The 24,760-nt window shown below is 39.8% G+C and carries 20 protein-coding genes and 1 tRNA gene; 9 read left to right on the forward strand and 12 right to left on the reverse strand.

Features of this window, described 5'->3' with window-relative positions; translation table 11 throughout:
• Window positions 1–14 precede the first annotated feature (14 nt).
• Window positions 15–1,184 carry an SGNH/GDSL hydrolase family protein gene (locus tag ACQRBJ_RS10855; protein WP_445303619.1) on the reverse strand — a complete coding sequence of 390 codons (1,170 nt, stop codon included), beginning with the start codon at window positions 1,182–1,184 and terminating at the stop codon, window positions 15–17.
• A 133-nt stretch (window positions 1,185–1,317) separates the two neighbouring features.
• Between ACQRBJ_RS10855 and ACQRBJ_RS10860 the strand changes: the two genes are divergently transcribed.
• The 5 genes from ACQRBJ_RS10860 (at window position 1,318) to ACQRBJ_RS10880 (ending at window position 5,983) form a co-directional block, all read left to right on the forward strand.
• Window positions 1,318–1,399 (forward strand) — tRNA-Leu (locus ACQRBJ_RS10860).
• Window positions 1,400–1,700: 301 nt separating this feature from the next.
• Complete coding sequence (locus tag ACQRBJ_RS10865) at window positions 1,701–3,146, forward strand: RNA-binding domain-containing protein (RefSeq protein WP_445303620.1); 1,446 nt, start codon at window positions 1,701–1,703, stop codon at window positions 3,144–3,146.
• 368 nt (window positions 3,147–3,514) lie between these two features.
• Window positions 3,515–4,405: a caspase family protein gene (locus ACQRBJ_RS10870; RefSeq protein ID WP_445303621.1), complete on the forward strand. Its 891-nt coding sequence runs from the start codon at window positions 3,515–3,517 to the stop codon at window positions 4,403–4,405.
• A gap of 2 nt (window positions 4,406–4,407) precedes the next feature.
• Window positions 4,408–5,091 (forward strand): RNA polymerase sigma factor, encoded by a 684-nt coding sequence (locus ACQRBJ_RS10875; RefSeq protein ID WP_445303622.1) that lies wholly within the window; start codon window positions 4,408–4,410, stop codon window positions 5,089–5,091.
• Between the two features lie 4 nt (window positions 5,092–5,095).
• A complete protein-coding gene (locus ACQRBJ_RS10880; protein ID WP_445303623.1) occupies window positions 5,096–5,983 on the forward strand; it encodes a hypothetical protein in 888 nt (295 codons plus the stop codon).
• A gap of 106 nt (window positions 5,984–6,089) precedes the next feature.
• On the opposite strand, the gene ACQRBJ_RS10885 is transcribed toward ACQRBJ_RS10880, so the two are convergent.
• The 7 genes from ACQRBJ_RS10885 to ACQRBJ_RS10915 all read right to left on the reverse strand — a co-directional run bounded on the left by ACQRBJ_RS10885 (window position 6,090) and on the right by ACQRBJ_RS10915 (window position 14,983).
• The gene (locus ACQRBJ_RS10885) at window positions 6,090–8,474 is read right to left on the reverse strand and encodes a CHAT domain-containing protein (protein ID WP_445303624.1); all 2,385 of its coding nucleotides are present in this window, start codon (window positions 8,472–8,474) and stop codon (window positions 6,090–6,092) included.
• A gap of 62 nt (window positions 8,475–8,536) precedes the next feature.
• Window positions 8,537–10,102, reverse strand: coding sequence for a hypothetical protein (locus tag ACQRBJ_RS10890; RefSeq protein WP_445303625.1), 1,566 nt, complete (start codon window positions 10,100–10,102; stop codon window positions 8,537–8,539).
• Between the two features lie 937 nt (window positions 10,103–11,039).
• Window positions 11,040–12,485, reverse strand: a complete 1,446-nt coding sequence (locus ACQRBJ_RS10895) for a HesA/MoeB/ThiF family protein (protein WP_445303626.1) — start codon at window positions 12,483–12,485, stop codon at window positions 11,040–11,042.
• Window positions 12,486–12,526: 41 nt separating this feature from the next.
• The gene (locus ACQRBJ_RS10900; protein ID WP_427879843.1) at window positions 12,527–12,955 is read right to left on the reverse strand and encodes a hypothetical protein; all 429 of its coding nucleotides are present in this window, start codon (window positions 12,953–12,955) and stop codon (window positions 12,527–12,529) included.
• Window positions 12,956–12,967: 12 nt separating this feature from the next.
• Window positions 12,968–13,966 carry a hypothetical protein gene (locus ACQRBJ_RS10905; protein WP_445303627.1) on the reverse strand — a complete coding sequence of 333 codons (999 nt, stop codon included), beginning with the start codon at window positions 13,964–13,966 and terminating at the stop codon, window positions 12,968–12,970.
• 78 nt (window positions 13,967–14,044) lie between these two features.
• Window positions 14,045–14,215, reverse strand: coding sequence for a hypothetical protein (locus tag ACQRBJ_RS10910; protein WP_441200695.1), 171 nt, complete (start codon window positions 14,213–14,215; stop codon window positions 14,045–14,047).
• Between the two features lie 129 nt (window positions 14,216–14,344).
• Window positions 14,345–14,983 (reverse strand): DUF6939 family protein, encoded by a 639-nt coding sequence (locus ACQRBJ_RS10915; protein WP_445303628.1) that lies wholly within the window; start codon window positions 14,981–14,983, stop codon window positions 14,345–14,347.
• A gap of 200 nt (window positions 14,984–15,183) precedes the next feature.
• Between ACQRBJ_RS10915 and ACQRBJ_RS10920 the strand changes: the two genes are divergently transcribed.
• Window positions 15,184–15,618 (forward strand): hypothetical protein, encoded by a 435-nt coding sequence (locus ACQRBJ_RS10920; RefSeq protein WP_445303629.1) that lies wholly within the window; start codon window positions 15,184–15,186, stop codon window positions 15,616–15,618.
• A gap of 65 nt (window positions 15,619–15,683) precedes the next feature.
• Here the strand turns inward: ACQRBJ_RS10920 and ACQRBJ_RS10925 are convergent, their stop codons facing one another.
• The 4 genes from ACQRBJ_RS10925 to ACQRBJ_RS10940 form a co-directional block, all read right to left on the reverse strand.
• Window positions 15,684–18,233 (reverse strand): CHAT domain-containing protein, encoded by a 2,550-nt coding sequence (locus ACQRBJ_RS10925; protein WP_445303630.1) that lies wholly within the window; start codon window positions 18,231–18,233, stop codon window positions 15,684–15,686.
• 290 nt (window positions 18,234–18,523) lie between these two features.
• Window positions 18,524–19,525, reverse strand: a complete 1,002-nt coding sequence (locus ACQRBJ_RS10930; RefSeq protein WP_445303631.1) for a hypothetical protein — start codon at window positions 19,523–19,525, stop codon at window positions 18,524–18,526.
• Entirely contained in the window at window positions 19,498–20,517 is a 1,020-nt protein-coding gene (locus ACQRBJ_RS10935; RefSeq protein ID WP_445303632.1) for a caspase family protein, read from the reverse strand. The genes ACQRBJ_RS10930 and ACQRBJ_RS10935 overlap by 28 nt, the downstream gene beginning before the upstream one ends.
• Entirely contained in the window at window positions 20,514–21,413 is a 900-nt protein-coding gene (locus ACQRBJ_RS10940) for a hypothetical protein (RefSeq protein WP_445303633.1), read from the reverse strand. Before ACQRBJ_RS10940 ends, ACQRBJ_RS10935 begins: the two co-directional genes overlap by 4 nt.
• Before the next feature lie 231 nt (window positions 21,414–21,644).
• Here ACQRBJ_RS10940 and ACQRBJ_RS10945 point away from each other — a divergent pair, with 231 nt between their 5' ends.
• Genes ACQRBJ_RS10945 through ACQRBJ_RS10955 form a run of 3 tightly spaced genes read left to right on the forward strand, consistent with a single transcriptional unit; the run spans window position 21,645 to window position 24,681 of the window.
• Window positions 21,645–22,097 carry a hypothetical protein gene (locus ACQRBJ_RS10945; RefSeq protein ID WP_264909164.1) on the forward strand — a complete coding sequence of 151 codons (453 nt, stop codon included), beginning with the start codon at window positions 21,645–21,647 and terminating at the stop codon, window positions 22,095–22,097.
• Window positions 22,098–22,116: 19 nt separating this feature from the next.
• Window positions 22,117–22,623, forward strand: a complete 507-nt coding sequence (locus ACQRBJ_RS10950) for a hypothetical protein (RefSeq protein ID WP_445303634.1) — start codon at window positions 22,117–22,119, stop codon at window positions 22,621–22,623.
• 39 nt (window positions 22,624–22,662) lie between these two features.
• Complete coding sequence (locus tag ACQRBJ_RS10955) at window positions 22,663–24,681, forward strand: AAA family ATPase (protein ID WP_427879839.1); 2,019 nt, start codon at window positions 22,663–22,665, stop codon at window positions 24,679–24,681.
• Window positions 24,682–24,760 lie beyond the last annotated feature (79 nt).

Genomic DNA, 24,760 nt, shown 5'->3' on the forward strand with positions numbered 1-24,760 from the left:
TGTTATTTTCCTTCTTACCAGTTCATCAAATTCTTTAGGAATGGCAACAATTCCTTTGCCATCTTTTGATGCTGCAACTTGCTAGGATGCCAGCTGGCACCATATCCCAAGTCGCCTTTCTGAAAAGTGAAGTCAAAGCGATAAATCTCCTTATCCCCCAGCTTCTTCGCCTTCTTTATCTTGCCTTTTTTATCCACTACCGTCTGATTCACCAAAGTGAAACCGCTCTTGTTGGCATCTGCGCAGATTCTGTCAAGGGCAGCTCTCTGCTCGCTACTCTCCTTCTTCCCGAGCATAGGTCCTGTCAGGAGCACAATCTTGGCATCAGGATATTTACTTCTCACGGTAGTAAGGAACATGCGGTAATTCTTCTCATAAATCTGAATATCATAATTATCCGTAGAAAGGTCATTGGTACCTAGGTTGATGCAAACCAGTTGTGGCTGATACTTGGCAAAATCCCATTTCTCATCATGCTTATTAAATAAGGTATATTCATACTGCCAAGGCATATTCTCTGCAGAACCTGTCTTAGGACCATCATAGTTGCGATATACACCGATACCACTGCGGGAGATCGAAGTATGCTGCGCCTTCAGGCTATCGCTTACGATATTGGCATAAGTCAGCCAATGGTTCTCCGTCTCATCCTCAAAAGGATCGCTCATCTCGATGCTCTCTACACCATATCCGCAAGTGATAGAATTACCGATGAACTCTATCTTTCGCTCAGACAAAGCTGGAGCCTCAACGAGTTTACAACCCTTATCCAACACGAATCCACGGAACTCTGGGTTGCGGAACAATCCCTCTATCACATACATCACCTTCACATGATGCACGCCCTTTGGCAAGGCTGTAGCCAGCGTAACCACCGAATCACGTTCTGCATTGAATCCTACCTTAAAAGGTTCACTGCCATCAACTTGTGCCATGAAATATCCCGTCATCGGACGGCACATCATCTTCAAGGAAGCCCCCTGGAAGTTTGCCTCAATGGTAGTACCTGGGAAATTGAAGCTAGCCACATCCGGATTCTTCCCGAAGCTCACACGTCCCATGTATTGAATCATGGGATGAGATGCCTTCACCACCTCTCCCTCGACAGGAAGCGTGGTAGAAGTCTTTCCATTACCAGCGAAGGCAGCAGCGCTCAGCATTATTGCCATCAATAACAAATTCATTTTTTTCATCATGATTATTTTTAGTTTGCCTGCAAAAGTACCATTATTTCTTGTAAAAAACGAACAAAACCGCTTTTTTCTGCTCATTTCTTCTTTTTATTCATTTTTTTGTTGTACCTTTGCACTCACGAATGCGCTTGTGGCGAAATTGGTAGACGCGCTAGACTTAGGATCTAGTGGTTCAGGCCGTGTAGGTTCGAGTCCTATCAGGCGCACCCAAGAAAACCCTAACTGCTTGATAATAAGCAGTTAGGATTTTTTGTTTCTAGAAATTGCCAACATTTTGCCAACATAATTCCAAACTAAATTGAATCGGTTGGCAAAAGCAAGGCTTCATTTTACATACTTTCACACTATTTCTTGCGATTACACACACCACTTTAGTTTATCCCCATACATAGAGTTTTTCGCCCAAAACTGAAAAAATCACTAAGAAAATACATTTTCCTCCCAAAGATATGCCCTACTTTCAAAGAAAAATATTATCTTTGTATCAAAATAAACATTTTATTCATAATGGAGTATATTGATTTCAAAAGACTGATAGATGCTCTGACCGCCAAGCCAAAAGAGACGGAGTGGTTAGAGTTCAAACATAATTTTCATTCTAAGGAAGAGATTGGCGAAAGAATCTCTGCCCTGTCAAACAGTGCCTATTTGAGCAATATGCCGTTTGGTTACATAGTATTTGGCATTGATGACGAAAGCCATGACGTAATTGGCACAGACTTATATGGTAAACAGAAAATGGTTGGCAACGAAGAACTGGAATCCTGGTTATCAACCCGTCTGAATCCCCGTATTGACTTCGAAATAATCGATGATTTTGATTATGAAGCCAACGGGCATGTCTGCATCTTCAAAATACCAGCTACAACAAACCGCCCTGTAAGTTTCCTGCATGAGTCTTATATCAGAGTGGGTACCATTACCCGAAAGTTGAAAGACTTTCCGGCTAAAGAAGCCAAGATATGGAAAGGTGGTCAGAAGCCATTGGAAAAGATAGTCTTGAAAAAGGGCTTGTCAGGACAGGATGTGTTTTCTTTTCTCAGTGCAGAAGTGTACTTTGACATGATGAACTTGCCACTTCCACAAGATATCAATGGTATCTTAGATCGATTCCTGTCAGAGAACCTGATTACCAAAGATGAAATCGGATATGGAATTACCGAACTTGGCGCAATTCTGTTTGCCAAACACCTTTCCGACTTCGATGGCTTGAAAAGAAAAATGGTTAGGGTCATTGTCTATAAAGGTAAGGGAAAGATTGAAACAATTCGCGAAAAATCATTCGACAAAGGTTATGCCATTAGCTTCGAGGAAATGATTGCCTGGATAAACAGCCAACTTCCTGCCAACGAAGAAATCGGTCAAGCTCTAAGAAAAGATACGCGTATGTACCCAGAGATTGCGATACGTGAGCTAACTGCAAATATGATTATCCACCAGGATTTTGCAGAACAGGGATTTCCTATGATTGAAATATACTCCGACCGCATTGCGTTCTCCAATCCTGGGCAACCGCTTATCAGCGTAGAGCGTTTCATCGATGAGTATCAATCCCGAAACGACTCTCTTGCCGACATCATGCGCCGCATAGGTATCTGTGAAGAGAAGGGAAGCGGTTTGGATAAGACAATCTTCTATGTAGAATTATACCAGTTACCTCCTATCCGCATCCAACTTCAAGAAACCCGAACGGAAGCTACTGTATTCACCTACCGTAAGTTTGCCGATTTGGATAAGTCTGAAAGAGTGATGGCCTGCTATCAACACGCTTGCCTCAGGTATGTTTCAAACGAGAAGATGAACAACCAATCTCTCCGAGGTCGCTTGGGCATTGAAGACAAGAACTACCCGATGGCTTCCAGAATCATAAAGGATGCCTTGGAAGCAAAGATGATAAAAGAAGAAAACGCCGAGGGTAATAACCGACATAATTACATCCCGTATTGGGCATAACTCATGTAACTGGCATGTAACTGGGCGACTCGAAACAGCCCTTAAACAGAGCAAAAGCCCTTTAAAACAGTGCTTGGTGCATGTAACTGACATGTAACTGGCATGTAACTGAATAAAAAAAACTCGTATGGATTATACTAGTATTCATATATATGGTCATCTTCTCTCTGATGACATCTTACATCATATAGAGCGTGAAAACACGCTCAACGGCAACCGTGACCTTTCGGGCAACCTTTTGCCTTGAAGCAAAGTAAAGACCGTTTTTCCCCAGCATCTGTATTTTTTATATGAATTAATTTCACCTTTACGATATTTTTTTGTACTTTTGTCCAAAATTTGAATTTGGAAACAAAACAAGAAACAATATGAGTAAGAAAATATTCATCATACTTCTAGTTTGCTCTTTTTTCTTCAGGCTTCAAGCCCAAGAAAAAAGAGCACTACTAGTGGGCATATCCAAATATGACACAGCCCTGACAGGTTATCAGTGGAACAATATCAATGGAGCTAATGATGTAAAGTTGCTCGCACCTATTCTGAAAGCTAAGGGATTTAAGGTAACAACTCTCACAGATGAAAAAGCTACCCATAAGAACATCATAGAGGGTATCAATAAACTAATCGCAACATCCCAAAAAGGAGACATCGTCTATTTTCATTTCTCCGGCCATGGACAACCGGTTGAGGACATCAATGGAGATGAAGCTGATGGATGGGACGAAGCTATCATTCCTGTAGATGCTAGAAAGGTGTATAAAAAGGGTGTTTATGAAGGCCATAAACATATCCTGGATGATGACCTTGCCCCGTTGATTACCAGACTCAGAACTAAAATAGGACCAAAGGGAGTAGTCTATGCTGTTCTCGACGCATGCCATGCCGGTACGGCTTCCAAAGGTCTGGACGACGATGAAGATGAATGCCCTTCCAGAGGAACTATGCAGGGATTCACCTATACTAGAGGCAAATATTTCAAACCCAAGAAACTGGAGACGGCCAACTACTATAAAGTTCAAAAGACAAGACAGATCTCTCATGTCGTTTTCTTTGAAGCATGCCGTCCCTATCAGTTGAATCGAGAAATCAAGGCAAACAATAAGATCTACGGTCCCCTATCCTTCCATATGGCACAAGTGATTAAGAAGTTTGGACTTTCAACCAACGCAAGTACGGTTATCAACCAACTCAACAAGGAAATCACAAAAGAAGGACTATGGCCTATGAATCAGAATTTAGTAATCGAAAAAAGTTTTTAAATATGAACGTACCATCAGACAATACAGAACTTATCAGAATCGCAATCGAGCTAAGACCCAAAGTAATCAAAGCTCTAGCTTCGAAGTTTGAGCATACTCTAACTAAAGAAGACATTGATGATGTCTTCTATGAGTCATGTACAAGAGTGTGGGAAAAACTCATGCACGTAGAAAACAACTATCTGGAAGAGTTGGCCAGCAAAAGTGGAAACTTTGAAAGCTATTTTTTCGGAATCTGCAACTACACTGCCATGAACATGATCAGGAAGAGACAGATGACGATTCCAAAATCCAAGCACAAAGATGAAAATGGTAAAATCGTGGTGGATAAGACAGCCAGAGAAGTCTCTATGAGTTCTATGATCCAGGAAAACGAAGATGGTAGCGTTAACATGGACAAGCTGTCCTATTTGATGTCAGCCGCCATCGATGGACACGAAGGTGAAATTGAATTGAGCAAGATGGAAGAAGCCGTGAAAGAGATCATCACCCAACTTCCTGACAACTGCAAAAAAATCTTCCATGGCATATACTGGGATAACATGGAGAATCTGACAGCAGTAGCAGAGAAATATAATTTCAGCAATGCCAATTCTGTAAAGACAACCAAATCGCGCTGTGTCAAGAAGTTCAAGGATAAACTTGAATCCTTATTTCCAGAAGTATTCAAAATTTTAAAGAAGTAGCATCATGGAGCAGGACAATATACAAGAAGCTATCTTGCAAGACGAACTGATAGACAAGTTCATCAGAAACAAGATGACGCCAGAAGAGGAAGAAGCTTTCAAGACAAACCTGGCCAATGACCCTGGTTTGCGAGAAAGAGCTTTCGCTACAGCCATCATGGCTAAATGTATGAGAGAAAAGCGCCAGAAAGAAGAGAAGGCATTCATAGAGCAGCTGAACGAATCTGTTGCCATAGATCAGGATGACCGAATCGAACGCTTCATCCGAGACAACATGACACCGGAAGAAGAAGCAGAGTTCAAAGATGATCTTAACTATGATTCAAGCTTGAAAGAACGTGCCTTGGCTACCTCACTCATGGCAAAATCGATGAAAGAGAAGCGACAGAAAGAAGAGAAAGCCTTCACAGAACAGCTAAATTCTGCGGTAAAAGCCTCTTCACAGCGTGCAAGAATCATAAGTCTCAAAGAGTTTATGGCAATTGCTGCATCTTTGCTCATCTACATGGGATTCGGAGGCTATCTCCGCTTTACAGAATATGGCTACCAGCAGCGTAATAGCATTGTAGCTGAAAACATCAGCATGGGAGGTGCTCTAACTGAACGAGGAGAAGGCGATGAAGCCATGCTCAGCAAACTTGATTCCATAGCAACAACGATCAAGAAAGACCGCGACATGACAAAGGTTATCGCTGAACTCCAAGCTTTATATGACAAACGCCTCACAGACGTTGACTGTGCTCAAAATTCAGCAACCATTGGATGGTATCTTGCTCTGGCATATATCAAGGATGACCAGAAAGACAATGCCAAGGATGTGCTCATCATTCTGAAGAAAGAACAGCCACAGATGGCTACCCGTATCAATAAGCTGTTGAAAAGTATGGAATGATACACCATCAGATTAAAAGCTTTGCATGAATGGTAAAGCATCACTTAACAATAGTATACGCCCATGAAAATCATCATGGACGTATACTTCCTATATGATACTGGAACTAATCTATAATTACGAATGGTGCCCATAAAAGAGGATCTTGATATTTGAGTCTCAACCTTTTTTGAGCTATTCGGAAAGCTTCATGATATTCCAATCCTTCCTTAATCTGACCATAAAATTCACACATAAATTCTTTTGTTACAAGATCATTAACCTTCCACAACGTCATGACTATAGTATGAGCACCCGCAATTTTAAATGCCCTACTTAAACCATATACTCCATCTATAGATTCACAATCTCCCAAGCCTGTGTCACAAGCAGAGAGAACCACAAGTTCCGTATTGGATAAATCCATTTTTTCAACTTCAGCCGCTGTCAATATGCAATCTTCTTCAACATCTTGAGCGTAAATACCATTCCAGGCATTGTTTGCTCCAGAAAACAACAAACCACATTTAGACATTTTATACGTAATTTTAGAACTCAGCGACAAATTCTTGAAAAAAGGAGCTTTCAAGCCTTTACCTTTTAAATAAAATCCATGCGTTGAAATATGTATCACACTTGGTGAATGTCTTGACAGAAGCTTAAATTGAGACTCTGTAGCTTTTTGCCCCGAATAAACTGTCGTATTCATGACACCGCCAAGCAGATCAGATATATCAGTGACCTCATTAAGAGTTTCTGGTAAATAATCAAAACCGCTTCGGTCCAACTTTGTTTTCGAAGTGTCCTGAACATTCTTTTTATTGACAGAAATAGAAGCATCATAGTCTATACCACCAAAAAGAGCAATACTTTTCTTTGCACTATCTTTAACGCAATCCCTTTGAAATAAACTGTTTAAAGTTGAAATTGAAGCCAATTGATAAACATCACCTAATCTCTTTGCTCCACAAGAAATTGCTCCAAAGTTCACTTTATTCAAATTCAAGGTCGGAGATATCAATATCTTCTTTTTCTTTGAGATATACCGTTCTATCTTTTTCCAAATTTCTGAATAGAAAACAAGATTCTTAGCATCATACAGCTTACTATTGCGTAATAACTCGTCTATTTGTTCTAAACGACATAACTTCAAGAATTTAGGAACCTGAGACTCTTTTGTTGTAATAGATACCGCATAGTATACATGATATGTGTCGTAAGAGATGAACTCATAATATGGAAAAAAATCCAACATCACCTCATCTTCCCTCAAATTTTGCTTTAAAGAGACAAAAGTAGGAAAAGATACTGTACTAAAACCGGAAAGACTATTTGAAACAAGAGATTTCATTTTCTTGTCCAACAATCTTAACTGATTTTTTATACCTCCGACACTATCTTTAGAAAGGTGAGGATCATTCAATTCTTGATACAAACCTGATGCCTGAGAAGATAAAGCAGCTGCTTCTGTATCATTCTTTATCCTCTCAGAAATGGCCAGTTTATTGACAAGTACAAAATTTTTCAAAAACAACAAATAGTTGTAAGTATCTATAATCCCTTTGTTATCTATAGTTCCTTTGTTTCCTTGAAAAAAAGAATTTACCAATATTCCATTTACCGACAATGAAACAGAAGAAAGTGAAGCCCAATAGTCCTCAAATTCAATATCCGCAAAATGACTTGCCAATGAATAAGATTGCCTCATCATCTTATTGTTATAATCCTGTATATATTGAGAAACGTTTCCTTTGTTCAATAAATACGAAAGAGAAGCCTTCAATTCATACAGCCAAAGATTATCCCCATATTCAATATCAGATAATAAATCATAGGCCTGTTGATATTTTCCATCTAAAGTGTAAAAATAGGCAAGCTCTATCTTGATTTGCAAAATAGCACTTTGAGGAACATTCGGCGTTAAATTCTGTAATTCACGTTCCAATAGAGATATTGCGTTTTCTCTTTTACCAATCTCTTCATACAAATTTGCCAACGTAATACTGTAAGCACCCAAAGATGAACTTTTTGAAGTTTTTGAAAGAATATCATTTGCTTCATCTATATAGAGCTTAGCCTTAAGTTTCTGACCTAAAGCCAGTTTGACACCAGCCAATGAGAACAAGACGTTAACATACACATCATCAAAACGACTTTCGTAGTCAAAGTAAGACTTAGACGACATTAGCAATTGATTTGCTCCATTAAAATTATTCATGCATTGATATAAGTCTCCTTTTAAATAATCCAATGAAGCCAAATTTTCGTTTCGTTGTTTTGATGGTTCCCAAGAAATAATCTGATTAGATAATTTAGAAATGAAAGTATCAGCTACATCATAATCAGAAAGTGCAACATGGCAATAAGCTTTATAATAAGCAATCCCAAATAAATCTTGATTATTATTTTGCACTATATCTATATTTCCACACTCTTTCTCTATTTCATCAAGAGCAAGTTGATACCTACCTTGCAACACAAGGGTATTTACCTTGCGTTGCAAATCTTTCAAGTTCTGACTATACAATGAAGTACAAATACTTAACATTATGAAAAGGAAAACGAAGCGTCTCATTATTTCATGCATTCATTTATATAATTTGTAGTATTTTCCATCACATTACCAAACTGCTCTTTCTGAAGCTTTTCAGACATTTTTAATAGTTTAAGAGCATTTTGTTTATCATTAGTCAACATTACAGCTCTGCCCAAATTATGATAATAGAGATAAAGATTTCTTTCCTGTTTGGTAGAATCAGCAATACTTATAGCTTCCTTAAACTCAGCAATTGCTTCATTCAATTTGCCATCCCAAAGATATGCCAAACCAAGTTCATTGAGAAAATCCAAATAATACGGGTGATTCATACCTAAAGTACTTCTAATAAGAGGCATTTTATTAGTAAAAATATCAACCGCTAAATCATATTGCTGTAATGCTAAACAAGCCAACCCTTTCTGATAAGAACATAAAATATTACATAGAGTATCTTTGGGAGTAAGTATTTCTTCCAAGACCTGTACTATTTCTAATGTACGGGATGTCTCTTGCATGGCAGTCGTTGCTTGTGCCATACGTATCAAGCATGATTTCTCTATTTCTATCATATTACCCGGTTTATCATTTTCTAGCATATATTGATATGCTAAATTATAGAAAGTATATGCCTGCTGAGGATTATTTTCTTGTGCAAAAAAAGTTCCCAAATTCATATAAACATGAGGAGCCTGATATTTCAAGTTATCATCATCATCCTTAAAATAATCAGTAAGTGCTGGCAAAAATCCAATGAGTCCCTGATAATTCTGACTAAAAAGATAATACTGATATAATCCTTCATAAGCAGGTTTCAACTCTGGGATTTGCTGATTAAAATATTTATTTGCCTTATAAAAGGCACAATCAAGTTCATATTTTGCTTCATCAAACACATAAATATTTGACAGAGCCAAACCTAAGGCACTTAATTTCGCAATGTAATTTACAGAAATCGTATCTTTATCAAATTCCAGTCTTTGAACCTCCTCTAAAATATCATTGTAATCCTCTACATTTTGCTTCATATCTGGATGACCTTCTAAACAAAAAGCAGCCCACCATTTTTGAGCTTCTCTATGCACATCCCTAACTAAATCAACATCTCCTTTTTTTACATAGACATTAATTAGATTTTTGTATAGTTCATACTTGTCGAAAATGCCAATACTGCCCTTCAATCCATCAAAATATACGATACCTTGCCGACAATATTTTTCTGCTAAATTCAATGAGTCTAAACTTAAATAGCAGTTACCTAAAGCAGAATAAGCCTCCATCAAATCCACATCAATCTGATGGAGTTTTTGTTTCAAAGGAATATACTCTTTCAAATATGGAATTGCTTCTTTAAATTTTTCCAAGTTATAAAGAGAAGAACCATATAAATAAATATAACGACTCTTCTCTAAATCTTCCGTTAGACGTTTACTGGCATTCTTATTCATATAATATAATATTGCCTGATAATCCAAATCATGATGAAGAGAAATTTGTTCAATGCTATCTGCATAATGTACCCAATCTACTTGAGCAAAAGTAGAATTACAAACAAAGATAAACAATATATTTGAAAACAGTTGCTTCATACGATATTCTAACATTTTATTAAATACAAAGTTACTCGTTTTGTCTTTAAAAATAGGCAATTTTACAGTATTTAACCATTCAATAAGCATCAATAACTCAGTATATCTCCTTATTAAGGATGTTCTCATCAAAAACTGACCATTGGTCAAAAGAGAACATCCTTAATAATAAAATCACAATCAGCAATGAATCCACACTATTCAAAAACAAGCCTAGACTTAGTTACGTATCCTTTTCCTGCACAAGTAGGACATAATTCAGTATTTCCTAGCGATCCTTTGCATCGGGTACATTCTGCATATTCTTGCCTACCGGAACCACCACAATAAATGCACTTTGACCTTACTACACCAGTTCCCCCACACAAAGAACAGCCACCAGCCATACTTGGTCCTCCACAGATACAGCTTCTCTCAGTATATCCCCTTCCAAAACACTGAGGACAATTATGGGGACAATATGCTCTTCCTGTACCATGACAAACCTTACATGGAATTACTCCCTCGCCCTTGCAGGTAGTACATACTTCCTCACATTCCTCTGTCCTGTATGATGGAGTTGACTTAGCAGGCTCTGAAGAAACAGAAGTGTTGGAAGAATTCCCCTTTGGGGCATCACTGCTTATAGAAAAATCAGAAGCGGCATTATTTACATCCTGATAAGTAGAAGGAACATCCTGAGGGGTGGAAGTGCTTGAAGAACCATTTGTATCAGAACATGCCTGATAACAAATAAAGGCAAATGCACAACCTACCACAATCAGCACAAATAAGCTAATAAAAGATAAACACCCTCCAGGATCATCGCTCCCCAGAGAAGGAGATGGAGATGATGATGGTCTGCTTGGCTGGCTGCTTGCAGATGTGGTATGACTTCTCACTGTAGATGGTTTGTGTCCCCTATTCTCCTCTTCAAATTCTCCAGTCCTATCGTTATATTTCATTCCCATTGTCAATTCAGTTCAAAATCAATGTCTGTCAATTCAATCTGTCCTTCCAGTTTTGCCTCAATATCCTCCCCCAAGTCTAAGACGCTCATCGCAGGAGAACATACAGCACAAGAAGGATTCCTATCTATCCTGGCTCCATACCATCGCATAATGGTTGGCATATTACCTGCCCCAGGCAGAGCAGCCCAATTGGCATAGTGACGTTCTCGACGGTTTGCCCACATATAGTAGTCATAAACTAGCTCGTCTTCCAAAGAGGAGATTCCTGATTCACTACCTCTAGAAAGTTCCACAAGAGCCAACTTGACCATCATAGTGCAAATTGGCTGGATATCAGAAGACAAACCCACTTGTACCACAGCATCAGCATCTTCCGATGACATATATGCCGGAATGGCACCTGAGCGACGAGCAGACCTCTCATCAGCAATCTCTTCATTATGCGAGTTGAACCAATGATTGCCAATCAGACAGCAATAGCAAGGACCACCAGGGCGATATCTGAACACATCACCTCCCTCAGCCCGGGTAATCGCTCTACCAAAGATTCCAACCTTCTGATAATCAACGAGCGCTTTCGACAAGATGAAACGACTTGCATTATTATCTGTGGCACAGATAACCAGATCAGCCTTGCCCACTTCCTCTCTCATCAACTCTTCCTGCTGACTGATATCATAAGCGAACTTGTCAACCCGGGCATAAGGATTCTTGGCCAAGATAGCATCCTGGATGGCATTGGTCTTCAAACGACCCAATTCCTGGATACCACAGGTATGACGAGCCAAATTGTGCAACTCCACCCTATCAAAATCCCAAAGAGAATAACTCCCCACTCCAGCCTTGGCCAGTTCTATGGCTATCTGAGAGCCAAAACTACCCAAGCCAACAATCATCACCCGCTTCCCCTCCAATACATTCACTTCCAGAATACCTTTGCTTCTAGAGTAGAGTTCATCTTTAGCAGGGATATATTCAAAAGCTCTCGGTATCAGCTCTCCATTCACTTTTTCATATACATGGACATCATCTTCTGCCCTTACGATGAGGAAGAACTTTCCAGTGTAATCCTCATTCACCGCAGCAGTAGAAGTCGCAAAAAGAATGTGGCCGGCATCTCCATAAGCATGCAAGGCTTTCTTCAGGGAAAGATGAACCACCTGCTCACCCTCCCACTCATAAGAATAACCTTCAGCAACCTCGCCCCCTTCAGAAGCGAATTCAAGCACATCCTGCTTGCTCAGGTAAATGACAGGAGAACAGGCAAAGCCGTTCTCCGTCATATCTGTAACAATCTCACCAGTGAGAGGTTGGGTTCCCCGGGTAATCTGTCGGAACTCTCCTGTTTGTGAATCATAAACCAACTGTGTCATTGAAGCTTCCTGCTTCAATCCCTGTTCACGAACACTGTCTGCCAGTGCGCTCAACTCATTATCATTCATTCTCATATTGCTTGTCTTTTTAAATTTGACTAATGTAACAGTAAAAACTATGCCTGATGGTTCAAGAAAAAATCTATATTCTTGCCAGTACGAAGATGTGCTTCATACATTTCCAACCAAAGACGGCACTTGATATATATCTTGTATATAGAAACCATTGGCGTCCATGAGTTATACCCATAATGACAAATTCGCGTAAAACCATGTTCACTGCTCAATGTATGCATAGTAGCACTCGCAGAGTCCATCCGGCTACCAGTCTTTGTCAATAGCATCTTGGTAACAAAAGCCTTTGGCACCTCATTAGGAAACTGATCCAAGTCTATTCTAATGGTATAGATATTCTTACTGTTGGTGACAGCTCCTAACAGAATATAGGGCTTTGATGTATTCATATCCTGGAAAACATAGGCAGAGGCAGGCAACTTGCGAGCCAACACCTGCTTTTCCAATTGAAGTCTCTGATAATCCATCATATCATTCTCAATTTATAAGTTACTAACCAATTCCTGAGGCAAACTCATACCATAATAATAGGTGAAAGATCGATAAATATCACCATTATAGTTCCATTGTGCCTTCATCACTCTATCCTGCAGCTTCACCACAGGGGCTTCTTGCGGAAAACCTCCAGGAAAGTAAATTTCCTCAATGCTTCCATCCTGCTTATCCAGAAAAAGATGCACATGCCCTCTCCCATCCAATTTCACATCACATCCCCGGTTGTCGGCATACTGGTTAAGAAAATCAATAATCTTCTTCAATACAAGATTGTTCTGCTTGTCACGAAGCCAGTATTCCTGACTGAAGACAGGCTTTTCCTCACCCAATACTTTCAAGCCAACCATGTTAGGCTCCTGACAACAAGGATGTAGGAGAATGTCGTGAAGTTCCCGGTCCACGAGCTGACGGTATGGACTATCCATCTCTTTGATGAGCCATGAAGCATGCTGATAGTCTTGATGTCCCTCCAAGAAAGAGAAAGCATTCAGCGTAGAAGCATGCGCATCACAGTTGCCAATGCAAAGAAGGAACCTGCCAAGATGCTTCTGGTCAATTACCATCTGCATGTTGGAAGCATCATGACCGCTTGGATGAGCCAGTCCCAACTGATGATGAGAATGCCACTCACCGATATGCTGCAATCCATATCTCTGCAGAAGCATGTTTCCTACCTTTACCAGATAATCAACATCCTGATTAAAGAAGGTACACTGATGATTGGCGTGTGGTCCTGGACCAATGGCATAGAGTACAACAGGAATCCCTGTAGAAGTCCAGAAGCCAAAGAGCTGCCCACCCGTTTCAATCGTCTTTGAATCCAGAATGCATCGTGAGATGTAATCCAATTCACTGCGATATATCATGGCAACAGACGCAGAATCCGCTGATGCCTGACCGATGGTCTCAACAGGAGAAGCCTGACGCCTGCTCTGTTGTTTACTTTTGCAAAGTGAATGGATCATAACAAATCCTCTTCTTTGCATTTTTCTTTTCATCTTATTCATAAATTCGATAACTTGATTCATCATATAATACCTCGAGTTGTGAAAAGGTAAACATTCCTATTTCTTTTTCCCAAAAATCATCCCAATGACAGCAGCACCGATCTTTCTCTCGATACCAGTCTTCGTGGTGGGAATACCCGTAGCCTTTGTAAAGGCACGTTTAGCGGCAGTAATGCCAACAGCTCGTTTAAGGGAGAAGCTGAGTCCCGGAATCTTAGTATTTGTCATAACCATTATATCTTAATTTGTTCTATCTCACTACATAATCCGGATTTATCCAGACAGTAGTGTTATTGCATATTAAAAATAAGCAGTTTACACTCATGCTTAGGAGCTTGTCTTAAAAATGTGCGAATATTACTTAACTGAGTGCTTATCTACCCATTCCTGAGAGAACACAAAGTCTTCCGATACAATACTACTTTCTACATATTCTTTAATTAGAGAAGCATGTGACAATGGAGAAGACAAATCATTCAAATCACAATTAGTATTATAATCAAGTAATACTATTGTCTTATTGTGTTCATTTAAATAAGTCAGATAATCAGTTTCCTCGCGACAACGCCATAAAAGCATGTATTCATAAGCAGGCTTGTAAATACTGTCTCTTGCAGTAGCATAGTCTATTAGTTTTCCCCAAAACATGTGTCCTAAACATTTGCCAAAACGTCTACAGCTGCGCTTCAAATTACGCATAGTAGTGTTAGTAAAGCAAGAAGTATCAACACCTGCATGCTCAAACACCTTCAGACCTTGCCACATACCTTCTACAGAAGCAGAATAGTATTTAAATGGTCTCTGTTCTGCTGAACCGAGATATGGATCTCCATCCTTAGGTTCTTTGTCAGAACCAAATACTGGAATATTACCATGTGGATAGAATGGAGAGAGTGTTTTCAATGCACCTTTAGAAGTAACATCAAAAATTATTGCACCAGGATATTCTTTACGAATATTCTCCAACTTACATCTTTTGTTTTTAATAATTATCATAATCTATTATTTTTTATAATTCAACATATTTAATCTTCTAATAACACCATCAGATGTCTTACACTCCTATATAACATCAATCTGGAAAAGGTAAACACCCAAATAGTTTTTTTTGAATTTAAAAGAAAAATGACTGATTCCTTCCATATTCCAGATATTTTTCGTAACTTTGTCGGATAACTAACCAAAAAGATCGATATATGGCTAAATTATTAATTATTTTCCTGGTGGCATACTGGGGCTACAACTATTGGAAGTTCAGACGCGACTATCGGTATTACACCATCATGGCAGAACTCCTGAAGCAAGATATCCGTGAAAAACCGGATTATGTAAAAAAGATGAAACTTTCATCTGCATTGATCCATATCCAACAATACGCCAGTGCATACGAACTTTTGAATGAAATCATGAATTCTACCCCTTATGTTGTCAACGACAAGAATATACTCCTTATGAACATGGAATTTTGCAAGAATCCAACACCCACATTGCATGGTCCCAAGAACCTTCATCACAGCTATTGGCACCATTTTGTCTTGAACAGATTGGGCAAAAAAAGATATGATTTTCTCACGGAAGATGAGTATTTGAAGACAAATTCTATCTTGAGAAAAATGAAATCCAATCATTGAAAACAAACGGAGGATACACCGCCATGATGTATCCTCCGTTTGTTTAACTAGTTGGAACGAACAGTTTAATGAAGAAGGACAAAAGCCCCCCAGTCTTCTGGAGAAGGATACATCTTCCTAAGATGAGCCTTGCTTTTCTGCAAAGCTTCATCAGCATCTTCTCCACGCAGCAAGCCTTGATAAAACCCAGTCATCAACATATCCGTAGCCCTATCATCCACTGCCCACAAACTCATCAGAATCTGTTTGGCACCTGCGAGTTTAAAGGCTCTCTGCAATCCATACACTCCCTCGCTGGAATTGCTGTATCCCAAACCCGTTTCGCAAGCTGACAACACCACCAGTGAACAATCAGCCAAATTCAATGTGGCAATCTCGGCAGAACGCAAGATACCATCATCTGCATAAGGAGATAATTGCAGCGTGTCATTACACCAATACCTGTTTGCCCCTGCAAAGAACAATCCCGATTCCAACATCGGATTTTTGTTCGGAGCATTGTCTTTAAAGAAGCCGTGGGTAGATATATGTATGATGCTATTCTTCATCTTGCTTCTTGACTTAAAGGCAGCTTCTGTGGCATATTTACCCGTATAAACCCTATTCCTTACATTTTTAGCCCGAAACAAAGCTGAAATATCCATCACTTCATTATAGGCATAAGGCAAGTTGGAAAGCGTTTCTCCTCGCTTGATAGCCTGTCTCTTCACCGCTGGAAGAGTTACAGAACCCGGTCCATAATCAATACCACCCCATAACGTAGCACCATGACTGATTGCAGACAAGTTGAATGGCTTTGCCGTCTTTATATCCATAGGATTGGCCAATAGCTTCAACTGCCTTGTATCACATACATATTTGTTATTGCCCATATATAATGCACCCACAGCAATTTGATTGTAAATTCCCTTTGGTACATAATATAAGGTATGGATACCAGCAGCCGCATCCAACACCTTCCCCAAGAGTTTTTGGGTAAGCCCCGGATCATGATAGATTTCAAAGATCGGTCGCTGCAGCTGGCTCTGAATATCAGCAAGCTTTCCCATAGGGATATATGACACATCACCCTTGTGTTTCAGCATGAGTGCAAACAGCTGACCTTCGTTCTCAACCAGATTGACGAGTGCTTCACCAGAATCCAAACTCTTCTGTACCTGGTGATAATCCTGATTTTCCAGTTCATTCTTTGTCTTGAAATCTGTACATTTCAACGCCAGTTCCTTCTCAATATCATCAATTTTCTTCTGTATCTCATCTCTTTGATTAAACAGTTTCTTTCCTGAAATCTCCTGATAAGACAGGTTCTTCCGTAAATCACCCAGCTCATTGTACTTTTTCAGAATCTCAGGGTCTCCCATATTCTCGATACTATGTCTGATAGACAAATTGGAACGGAGAAGAAGTCCTGTTTTAAAAGTGATATTGTCAAAACACAAATTGGCCAATTCTGGCGTCGGATGTTTCTGCAATACATGAAAAGCATAATTATAGGCCACATCAAACTGCTGGGCAAAATGCTCACGCTGCTCTTCTGTCATTGACGGAATGTTCAAGGCAATCTGCTTTTTCATACCTTCACAGTAGAGTTGCAAATCAGATATGAGTCCATCCCAGTCTCCCTCTACCTCCTGAAATCTGAAACCTCTCACATAATTCACGATATATTCATAATCATTCTTGTCATGATAGCGATCCAGAAATCTCTGATATTTCTTAAACAGTACTTTACTCAAGGAAAGATCATGAATCCTGAAACAATAGTCAGACAGATCACCCAACTCTTCGCACTCAGCAAGTACATTCATCTGTTTTACCTGGTCCACAGCCTGAAGGATTCTGGGATAGGCATCAATCTCCTTACCATTTTCAAAATCCCACTTGATAAGCTGATTGAGACATTTAACCTTGTAACGTGGGGGATATTGCTGGTTACCTAATGTTTTATCAACATACTTCCCCATACTCCTGATGGCCAATTCCTTATTCTGATAATAGGAAACCACAATGGAATCATACTGTATAAGCTCTTTAGGAATGGCAATATCTAAAGTTGAAAACCACTCCTTTTCATTGTAGGCCTTTGCTACGAACCGGTCTATCTCCTGTTGTGCACCATCATAATACTTCTTGTAAATATGATAAAACTTGAGCTGATTATTGACATCACCTATCTTTTCGTAAAAGAGATAGATGATTCTGGCTGTAGCATAATACAATGCTTGCTTGGAAAACTGCACATCAGCATCTTCGGAATCACCATATTCCTTTATAAACTTTGGAAGCAGATTCCATATATCAAGATACATTTTTTCTGCCTTGCTATAGTCACCCACATGATAATAAGAATCTGCCAACCTTGACTTGTAGACAATCTCTTCGGGAGAATCATCAAGGATTTTACCCTTATACTCCATCAGATTAATCGCATCCTGATGACGATTAGCCTGCTGTAACTGGTCGAAGAGTTTCAAGGTGGTTTTATAATCAATGCTGCTCAGTTGTGAGGGAATCATCAAATCCATCACAATCAGAAAAAGCAGTATGGAAAAAGCCAAGCCTATTATTATAGAGGCTAGCAGTCTATAGAAGCAGAAGAAATAATAAATATTCATAAAAAAGCTATTCTTCCATGATATTTTTGGATGATCCTTCTGTGAAACCCGATTAATTTTCATATCTTTGCAAAATGATTATATCAATGATTAAATTCCTGCTGTTTGCAGGTGGCGTTTTGGCGGCATACCTTGTCATGTATGACCGCTGTGTACACAAAAAGGGATGGTGGGAGTCTGTCAAAGACCTTACCATAGGCTTTTTTGTGTCTCCCCTCTTCATTTGCCTGTTTAGGATTGTTGCCACATGCAGCATATTCTATCTGATTTATGCTTTGATGCACAACACCTCACTCTTCTAGGCAACTTTTGGCATTCCCCATGATTTCAATGGTATCATATAGGGATTGCTTCGGCGAATTGGCTTCCATCTGAGACAAACATAAAATCTTATAGCTATGCGTATCAACCAAAGAGGAGAATGACCAATACTTCTTTTTCCCCTTCCTGTTAAAATACTCATAAGTACTATAGTAAAATGTGGACCCGTTGATCTGTCTTTCTCCATAATCCACTTCCCGGAAATCAAGAGCATTCACTTTCGCCTGAAACACCAACTGATAAAAATCCAATCTCGACCTGCACTCGCCTAGAACTGTTGTCATCTGGATGATTGCGGCATTGGAAGAATGAAAGACCAATAAAGCTTCACCATCCTTACTTGATTTGATAGAGTCTTTTACCCAAGATTTCGGTGTTTGAAAAGCATAAAGACCATCTGTATAATGATGGCTATCCAATTCCATCTTAGCAACATTCATTCTTGAGCTGTTACTTTGCTTCATGATACTTTGCCAGATATTCATTCCATATAGGCCTCCAACCATTACATACAGAGAAAGACCACAAATACCATAAACTCCAAACGTTCTCATCTTGGGTGGCAAATAGACCATCAGACTCTTGGCCTTGAACAGATAAAGGAAGAAGAACCATTCAAAAACAGCAGCCATGCAAAAGTAAAGCTTAGGTGCCATTCCCACCGGACCCAAAGACTTGAAAGTATGCTGCAAAGCCAGATAGAAAACGGCCATCTTCAACATTCCTATGCCATAACTCTTTCTCTGTAATGTCTTATATATAGCTACGACTCCATACACATACATAAATATATCTATCAGAAATGAACTGACGACAACTATGGTATCATAGCCCATCAGGATTTGTTCTGACAATGAATCAATGGCATCATACTGTGCAAAGAAACACTTTACCAGTACCATCAAAAACAGGTACATCAGAATAGATAATCCTATGGAAGGCTTTACGATTTGCGTATTTTCATTCTCCATATAATAATTCCGAATATAACAATTAATAAAATGGTTGCTGCCAGATAAACATACCATGGATGTGCTACAGACTGCTCTTCTACCTGGTTCACAGGCTCGTCCATGGTGACCTCTGGAAATCTGTAATCCAAAGTAGTTCTTATCTGTGGATTCTGTGTAAAGGCCTTCGTTGCCATTTCATCATATACCCTGTCCAACCAACTCCTCACATCAGCAATCCCTCCATGCTGGAAAGCCAAAGCCATCGCATAGGACAAAGGACCGTAACTGACTCCCTTGACAGATATCTCCCGATTGCGCTGATAGGACTTACATGCACTGATGACTATGATTTCACTTGCCTTCTCCATATATTCCAAAGGCACATTATCCTGCAGCAATCTCCTGGCTTGCACCTTCTTTAAACTGTCAGGCGTTATGTAATTGGCACCGAAGATCTCTTCTCCACCTCTATATACTACATTCCGTGACTTCTTTTCTCCCTTGTTCATGGAATCACTGAAACAAGCATCCAAAGAAACAATCAGGAATCCATGTTCTCCCAGTTTCTTGCGAAAACGGTTGATGATGACACCCAGTTCATCATCAAGGAGATGATTTTCTCCATGATAACTGCTGGAACGTTTACTGCGGGCATCGTATGGTATGAGTGCCTCGTCCAACCCATCCTTCTCATCCTTGCCCTTGGTTAGAACCTGCTGGCCATGACAAGAAAAATGAATGAGAACTGTATCACCTTGCTCAATTTCAGAGAACAATCGGTTGATGGAAGCCAATATTCCATCATGGGTTGCTTCCTGATCTGTCAGGGGCTGAACAGAAAAGGCTGTCATTGACTTCTGCAAGAGCTTCACATCATTTACCGATCCTATTTCATGCCAACCGGTGGAGGATGGATAATGACCTATACCGATAAGCAAACACCTTTCTTTTCCCATGGTATGCAGACATGCGAGAGCCAGCATCCAGATAAGTATTACTCTCCTCATCATAAGAACATCTGGCTCATAGCCATCATTTTAGTCAAGGTTTGATCTACCACTTCCCTGGAGTAGCCAATTCTCTCAAAAGAACTATAGAATTTACTTTCCATTTCAGGATGATTGGAAACATTCAGCAAACTGACTGTTTGAGCAGAAGTCAACATCAGCATTGTAGCAGCACTTTCCTCCAAAGCATTGAGATCTTTGTAAATCTGCTCCTCCCCCATTGCCAATAATCTTTGTCTGCAATCCTCCCATTTTACATTTAAAGAAAGGATGAAGTTGGCCAACGGTGGTATTTCCAAGAAATCCTTCTCTGCAACCAACCCAGCTTCCTGAGCAATAGCTACCACAAAGTTGACCAAGGAGCAACGCATCTCGTTTGATACAGAAGCAAACATAATACTGAGAACATTAGTAGGATCACTCGGGTATCCAGTACCCTGATGAGGATGCTTCATACCATTGACGCTTTCATAAGATACCTTACGCTGATGCTCCATGATTTTCTCCTGGCATAATTCTATAAACTCATTGGCAACATCTTTCTGTTGGTATATACTAGCCTCCCGAAGATGATAGAACTCCTTTTTAAAGACCAGTTCTCTTTGATAATATTTATAGTTCAGAGTAATGGTAAGATTACCTGTTCCATAGAAGAACTGAATAAGAATATTCGCCTGATCTTTGGAAAACAGGTTCATGAGTTTTGGATTATCATCGAAAAGAGTGACCTCACCTCCACCGGCAAGAAGCGCATCATTGATGATACCCACAAGTATCCCAAACTTTTCGTTGATGGGATTGGCAGCCAATTCCATCTTGTCCTTTGCAAGCTGCCTAGCAAAGGGTACAAACAGCAATGCTGCTAAAAACAATATAATAAGAGGTATAATGGTAACCATACTTTTTGTGGCAAAGGTAACAAAATATTTTCTAATTATATGTCAAGAGAGTTGTTTTTTTATATTTTAAGGAGAAGAAAACCTTATATTCTCCTTTGAAAGGCACATTTTCTGTCTTCTTTAAAGTTTTATCAAGGTGATGTTTACCTTTCCCGAACTGATGGTATATATCTGTGTAAGATTTCAGTATGAATCTTTAAAACAGAGTATAAACAATAAAAATATAGAATTATGAATATCGCGGCAAATTTAACAGCAGTAGTAGAGCGTGCTTTACCTGCTCTTTCTGGAAGCAATGTTACTTATAACAAGCAGCATAATATTTATCTTTCAGATGCTTATACAAGTGCAATGGGCAACACCTACTATCAGGGTATTCGCCTGTCGAACCGAATCATCATCAGCTATAGTATTGGTGAAGGCTACTTCTACACTTTCCTCAATGGCATCAGAATCTACGGTTACAATGGAACCGACAAGAAACTCATTGCCACAAAAGATCTCAATTGCTGTATTTTCTCAGAAAGCAGCGCAAAGAGCATGTGTATCGGAATGCTGGAGGACTACATTGAAAGCCAGGCAAAACTCATCAATGCCTCCCTTGCAAAAAGTGATATCGAAGCTTTCTCCAACAAACTTGTAGAGGAAGCCATCAAGAATAACCCAACCAGATTGTTGAACTAAAGAATAGGAGAATATAGTTATGGCAAACATTTCAATCAATACTACATCGTTCATTGACGGCATCTTACCGGTTTATGGAAATCCAAGATGCAACATCCCTGTATGGAACGAAGGAGAAAAGATGTTCATCAGTGATGAATACCAGTCTGCAAAAGGAAACTGGTACTACAAGGGACTGCGTTTTTCTGACCGTCTGGCCATAGTAGAAAAGGTGGGACTATTCCATAGTTTTAAGTACATTGATGAGATTGAAGTCTATACCTTCAACGAGAAATCAAGAACGCTCATTGGTTCCCACAAATTCGAGAAGACCTTCTATGACAAGGACCTGATTCAAAACAAGGTCAAGGAAATGGTCTCTGATTATATTACCTCTCAGATGAAGTTGCAGAATCTGCCAGTCCGCAGGGATTCAATTGTAAGCGAAGTGGACAAAATTGTAGGAGCTACTTATGTAAGTTTGCTTTCTGATGACTACAACATCAATCTTCAGAACCTCCTACCGGTTTTGCAAACAGAGAACTAACATAATTCATATCATAAACATCAATAAAAATCAAGCATCATGACATACGACGTAAACAACAAGCAGCAGGAAATGGCTTATCAGCTCATCAAGGACACAAACGTAAGTTTTTTCTTGACAGGCAAGGCAGGTACAGGTAAAACCACATTCCTGAAGAAGATTCAAGAGGAAATCAACAAGAACTTCATCGTTCTTGCCCCAACAGGCATCGCAGCCATCAATGCAGGTGGTGATACCATCCACTCATTCTTTGGGCTTCCATTCAGTGTCATCACCTTCAAAGAGGTAGGCAAGGTAAGAAGTGCTAAAATTGAACTGCTAAGAAACGTTGATACTCTTATCATTGACGAGGTATCAATGTGCAGAGCAGACCTCATAGATGCCATTGACCGTACCTTGAAACACATCTGCCACTCCGGCCTTCCTTTTGGTGGCAAGCAGGTAGTTTTCGTGGGTGACATCTATCAGCTTCCTCCAGTGGTTAAGGCAGAAGACCAGGAAATTCTGTACGACATGTATGGTGAAGGTATCCCATTTTTCTTCAAGGCTAAAGCCTTCAGGGGCAAAAACCTGCCGACGATTGAGTTCCAGAAGGTATATCGTCAGGAAGATGCGAAGTTCCTCTCAACCCTCAACCGTATCAGAAATGGCATCTGCCTACAGGAAGATCTTGACCAGCTCAACTCCAGAATGCAAGAATGCAATGACAAATACGTCATTACCCTGAGTTCAGTAAATGCAGAAGCAGATAAACTCAACAAAGAGGAACTTGACAAACTCGATACGCCAGCATTTACCTACGAGGCATTGATTGAAAAGGAATTCAACGAGAAAAAATATCCTGTAAAGAAAAGTCTGACCTTGAAAGTGGGTGCCCAGGTCATGATGTGCAGGAATGATTCTGCCAAAAGATGGGCCAATGGCAGCATCGGTATCATTACCCATCTGGAGAACGACAAGATTGAAGTTGAGTTTGAAAATGGCCAGAAACATCAAATATCTCGGACTACTTGGGAAAACTGCAACTACAAGTATAACAAGAAAGAGATGAAAACAGAAAAAGAAGTGACAGGTACCTTCACCCAATATCCTATCCGACTGGCATGGGCTATCACCATCCACAAGAGCCAGGGGCTCACCTTTAGCAAGATGAAACTCAACTTGAATCGCGGCATATTCCAGGTGGGACAGCTGTATGTGGCACTCAGCCGTGTAAAATCACTGGAGGGATTGTTCCTGTCATCTGCCATTAAGCCGACTCACATCAAACCTTCAGGAGAAATCATGGAGTTTGCCAAAGGATTCAACAACGAGAAACAGCTTCAAAATGAATACGATTTCTCAAAAGTCATTTATCCTCTCCTCCATCAGGGTAAGTATGACGAGGCATCAGAGAAGTGCTTAGAGCTGATTGCTGAGGACGCCAAGGCATGCAGAATCAAGGAAGCCATCAATAAGATTGCCACCTTGCTCGACATTGTCATCGATGACTCGGTTCTCCTGCACAAAACATGTGAAGTTCCGGTCATTGAAAACAATTCAATCTGTGCCAATTTCATCAATGCTATCATCTGCCTCTACGGAGACCGGTATGAAGAAGCAATCTCCTATGCCAATCAAGTTTTGGCACAGAAAAAGGAGTGCAAGGATGCCATGTACATTCAGGCAAGAGCCTATGCGCTGAAAGAGGATTGGAAAACTGCAGATGAAATTCACAGTCAGATCTTTGCCCAGCTGAAAGAAAGGTTCGATGCAAAATACTTCTTTGCAGCAAGTGTAGTCAATGAATTGCATACTCCTGACAATGGTCTGAACATCATGCAATATGTAATAAACAGAAGACCCAACTACCTCCATGGAGTGGTTGTTCTGCGCAAGTTGATGCAAAGAAAAGATCTGCGCCTGGAAAATGAGTCGCAAGAAACCAACTCATTGGTTGATGCTTTCAACTCAGACATCTCTTCGGAGGAGTTCTTGAGCAAAATTGAAAAGACTGCTGCAGAAGCCTCCAAGATATATAATGAACTGATAGATATTATAATAGGTCAAGATCTATAAAAAAGATTCTTATGCAACATGATAAATATACTTTTGACGATGTATTTCACCAGGTGAATAAATATGTCCGAAACAATAT

Source organism: Prevotella sp. SGI.167 (assembly GCF_050313615.1).
In the GTDB taxonomy this organism is placed as follows: Bacteria; Bacteroidota; Bacteroidia; order Bacteroidales; family Bacteroidaceae; genus Prevotella.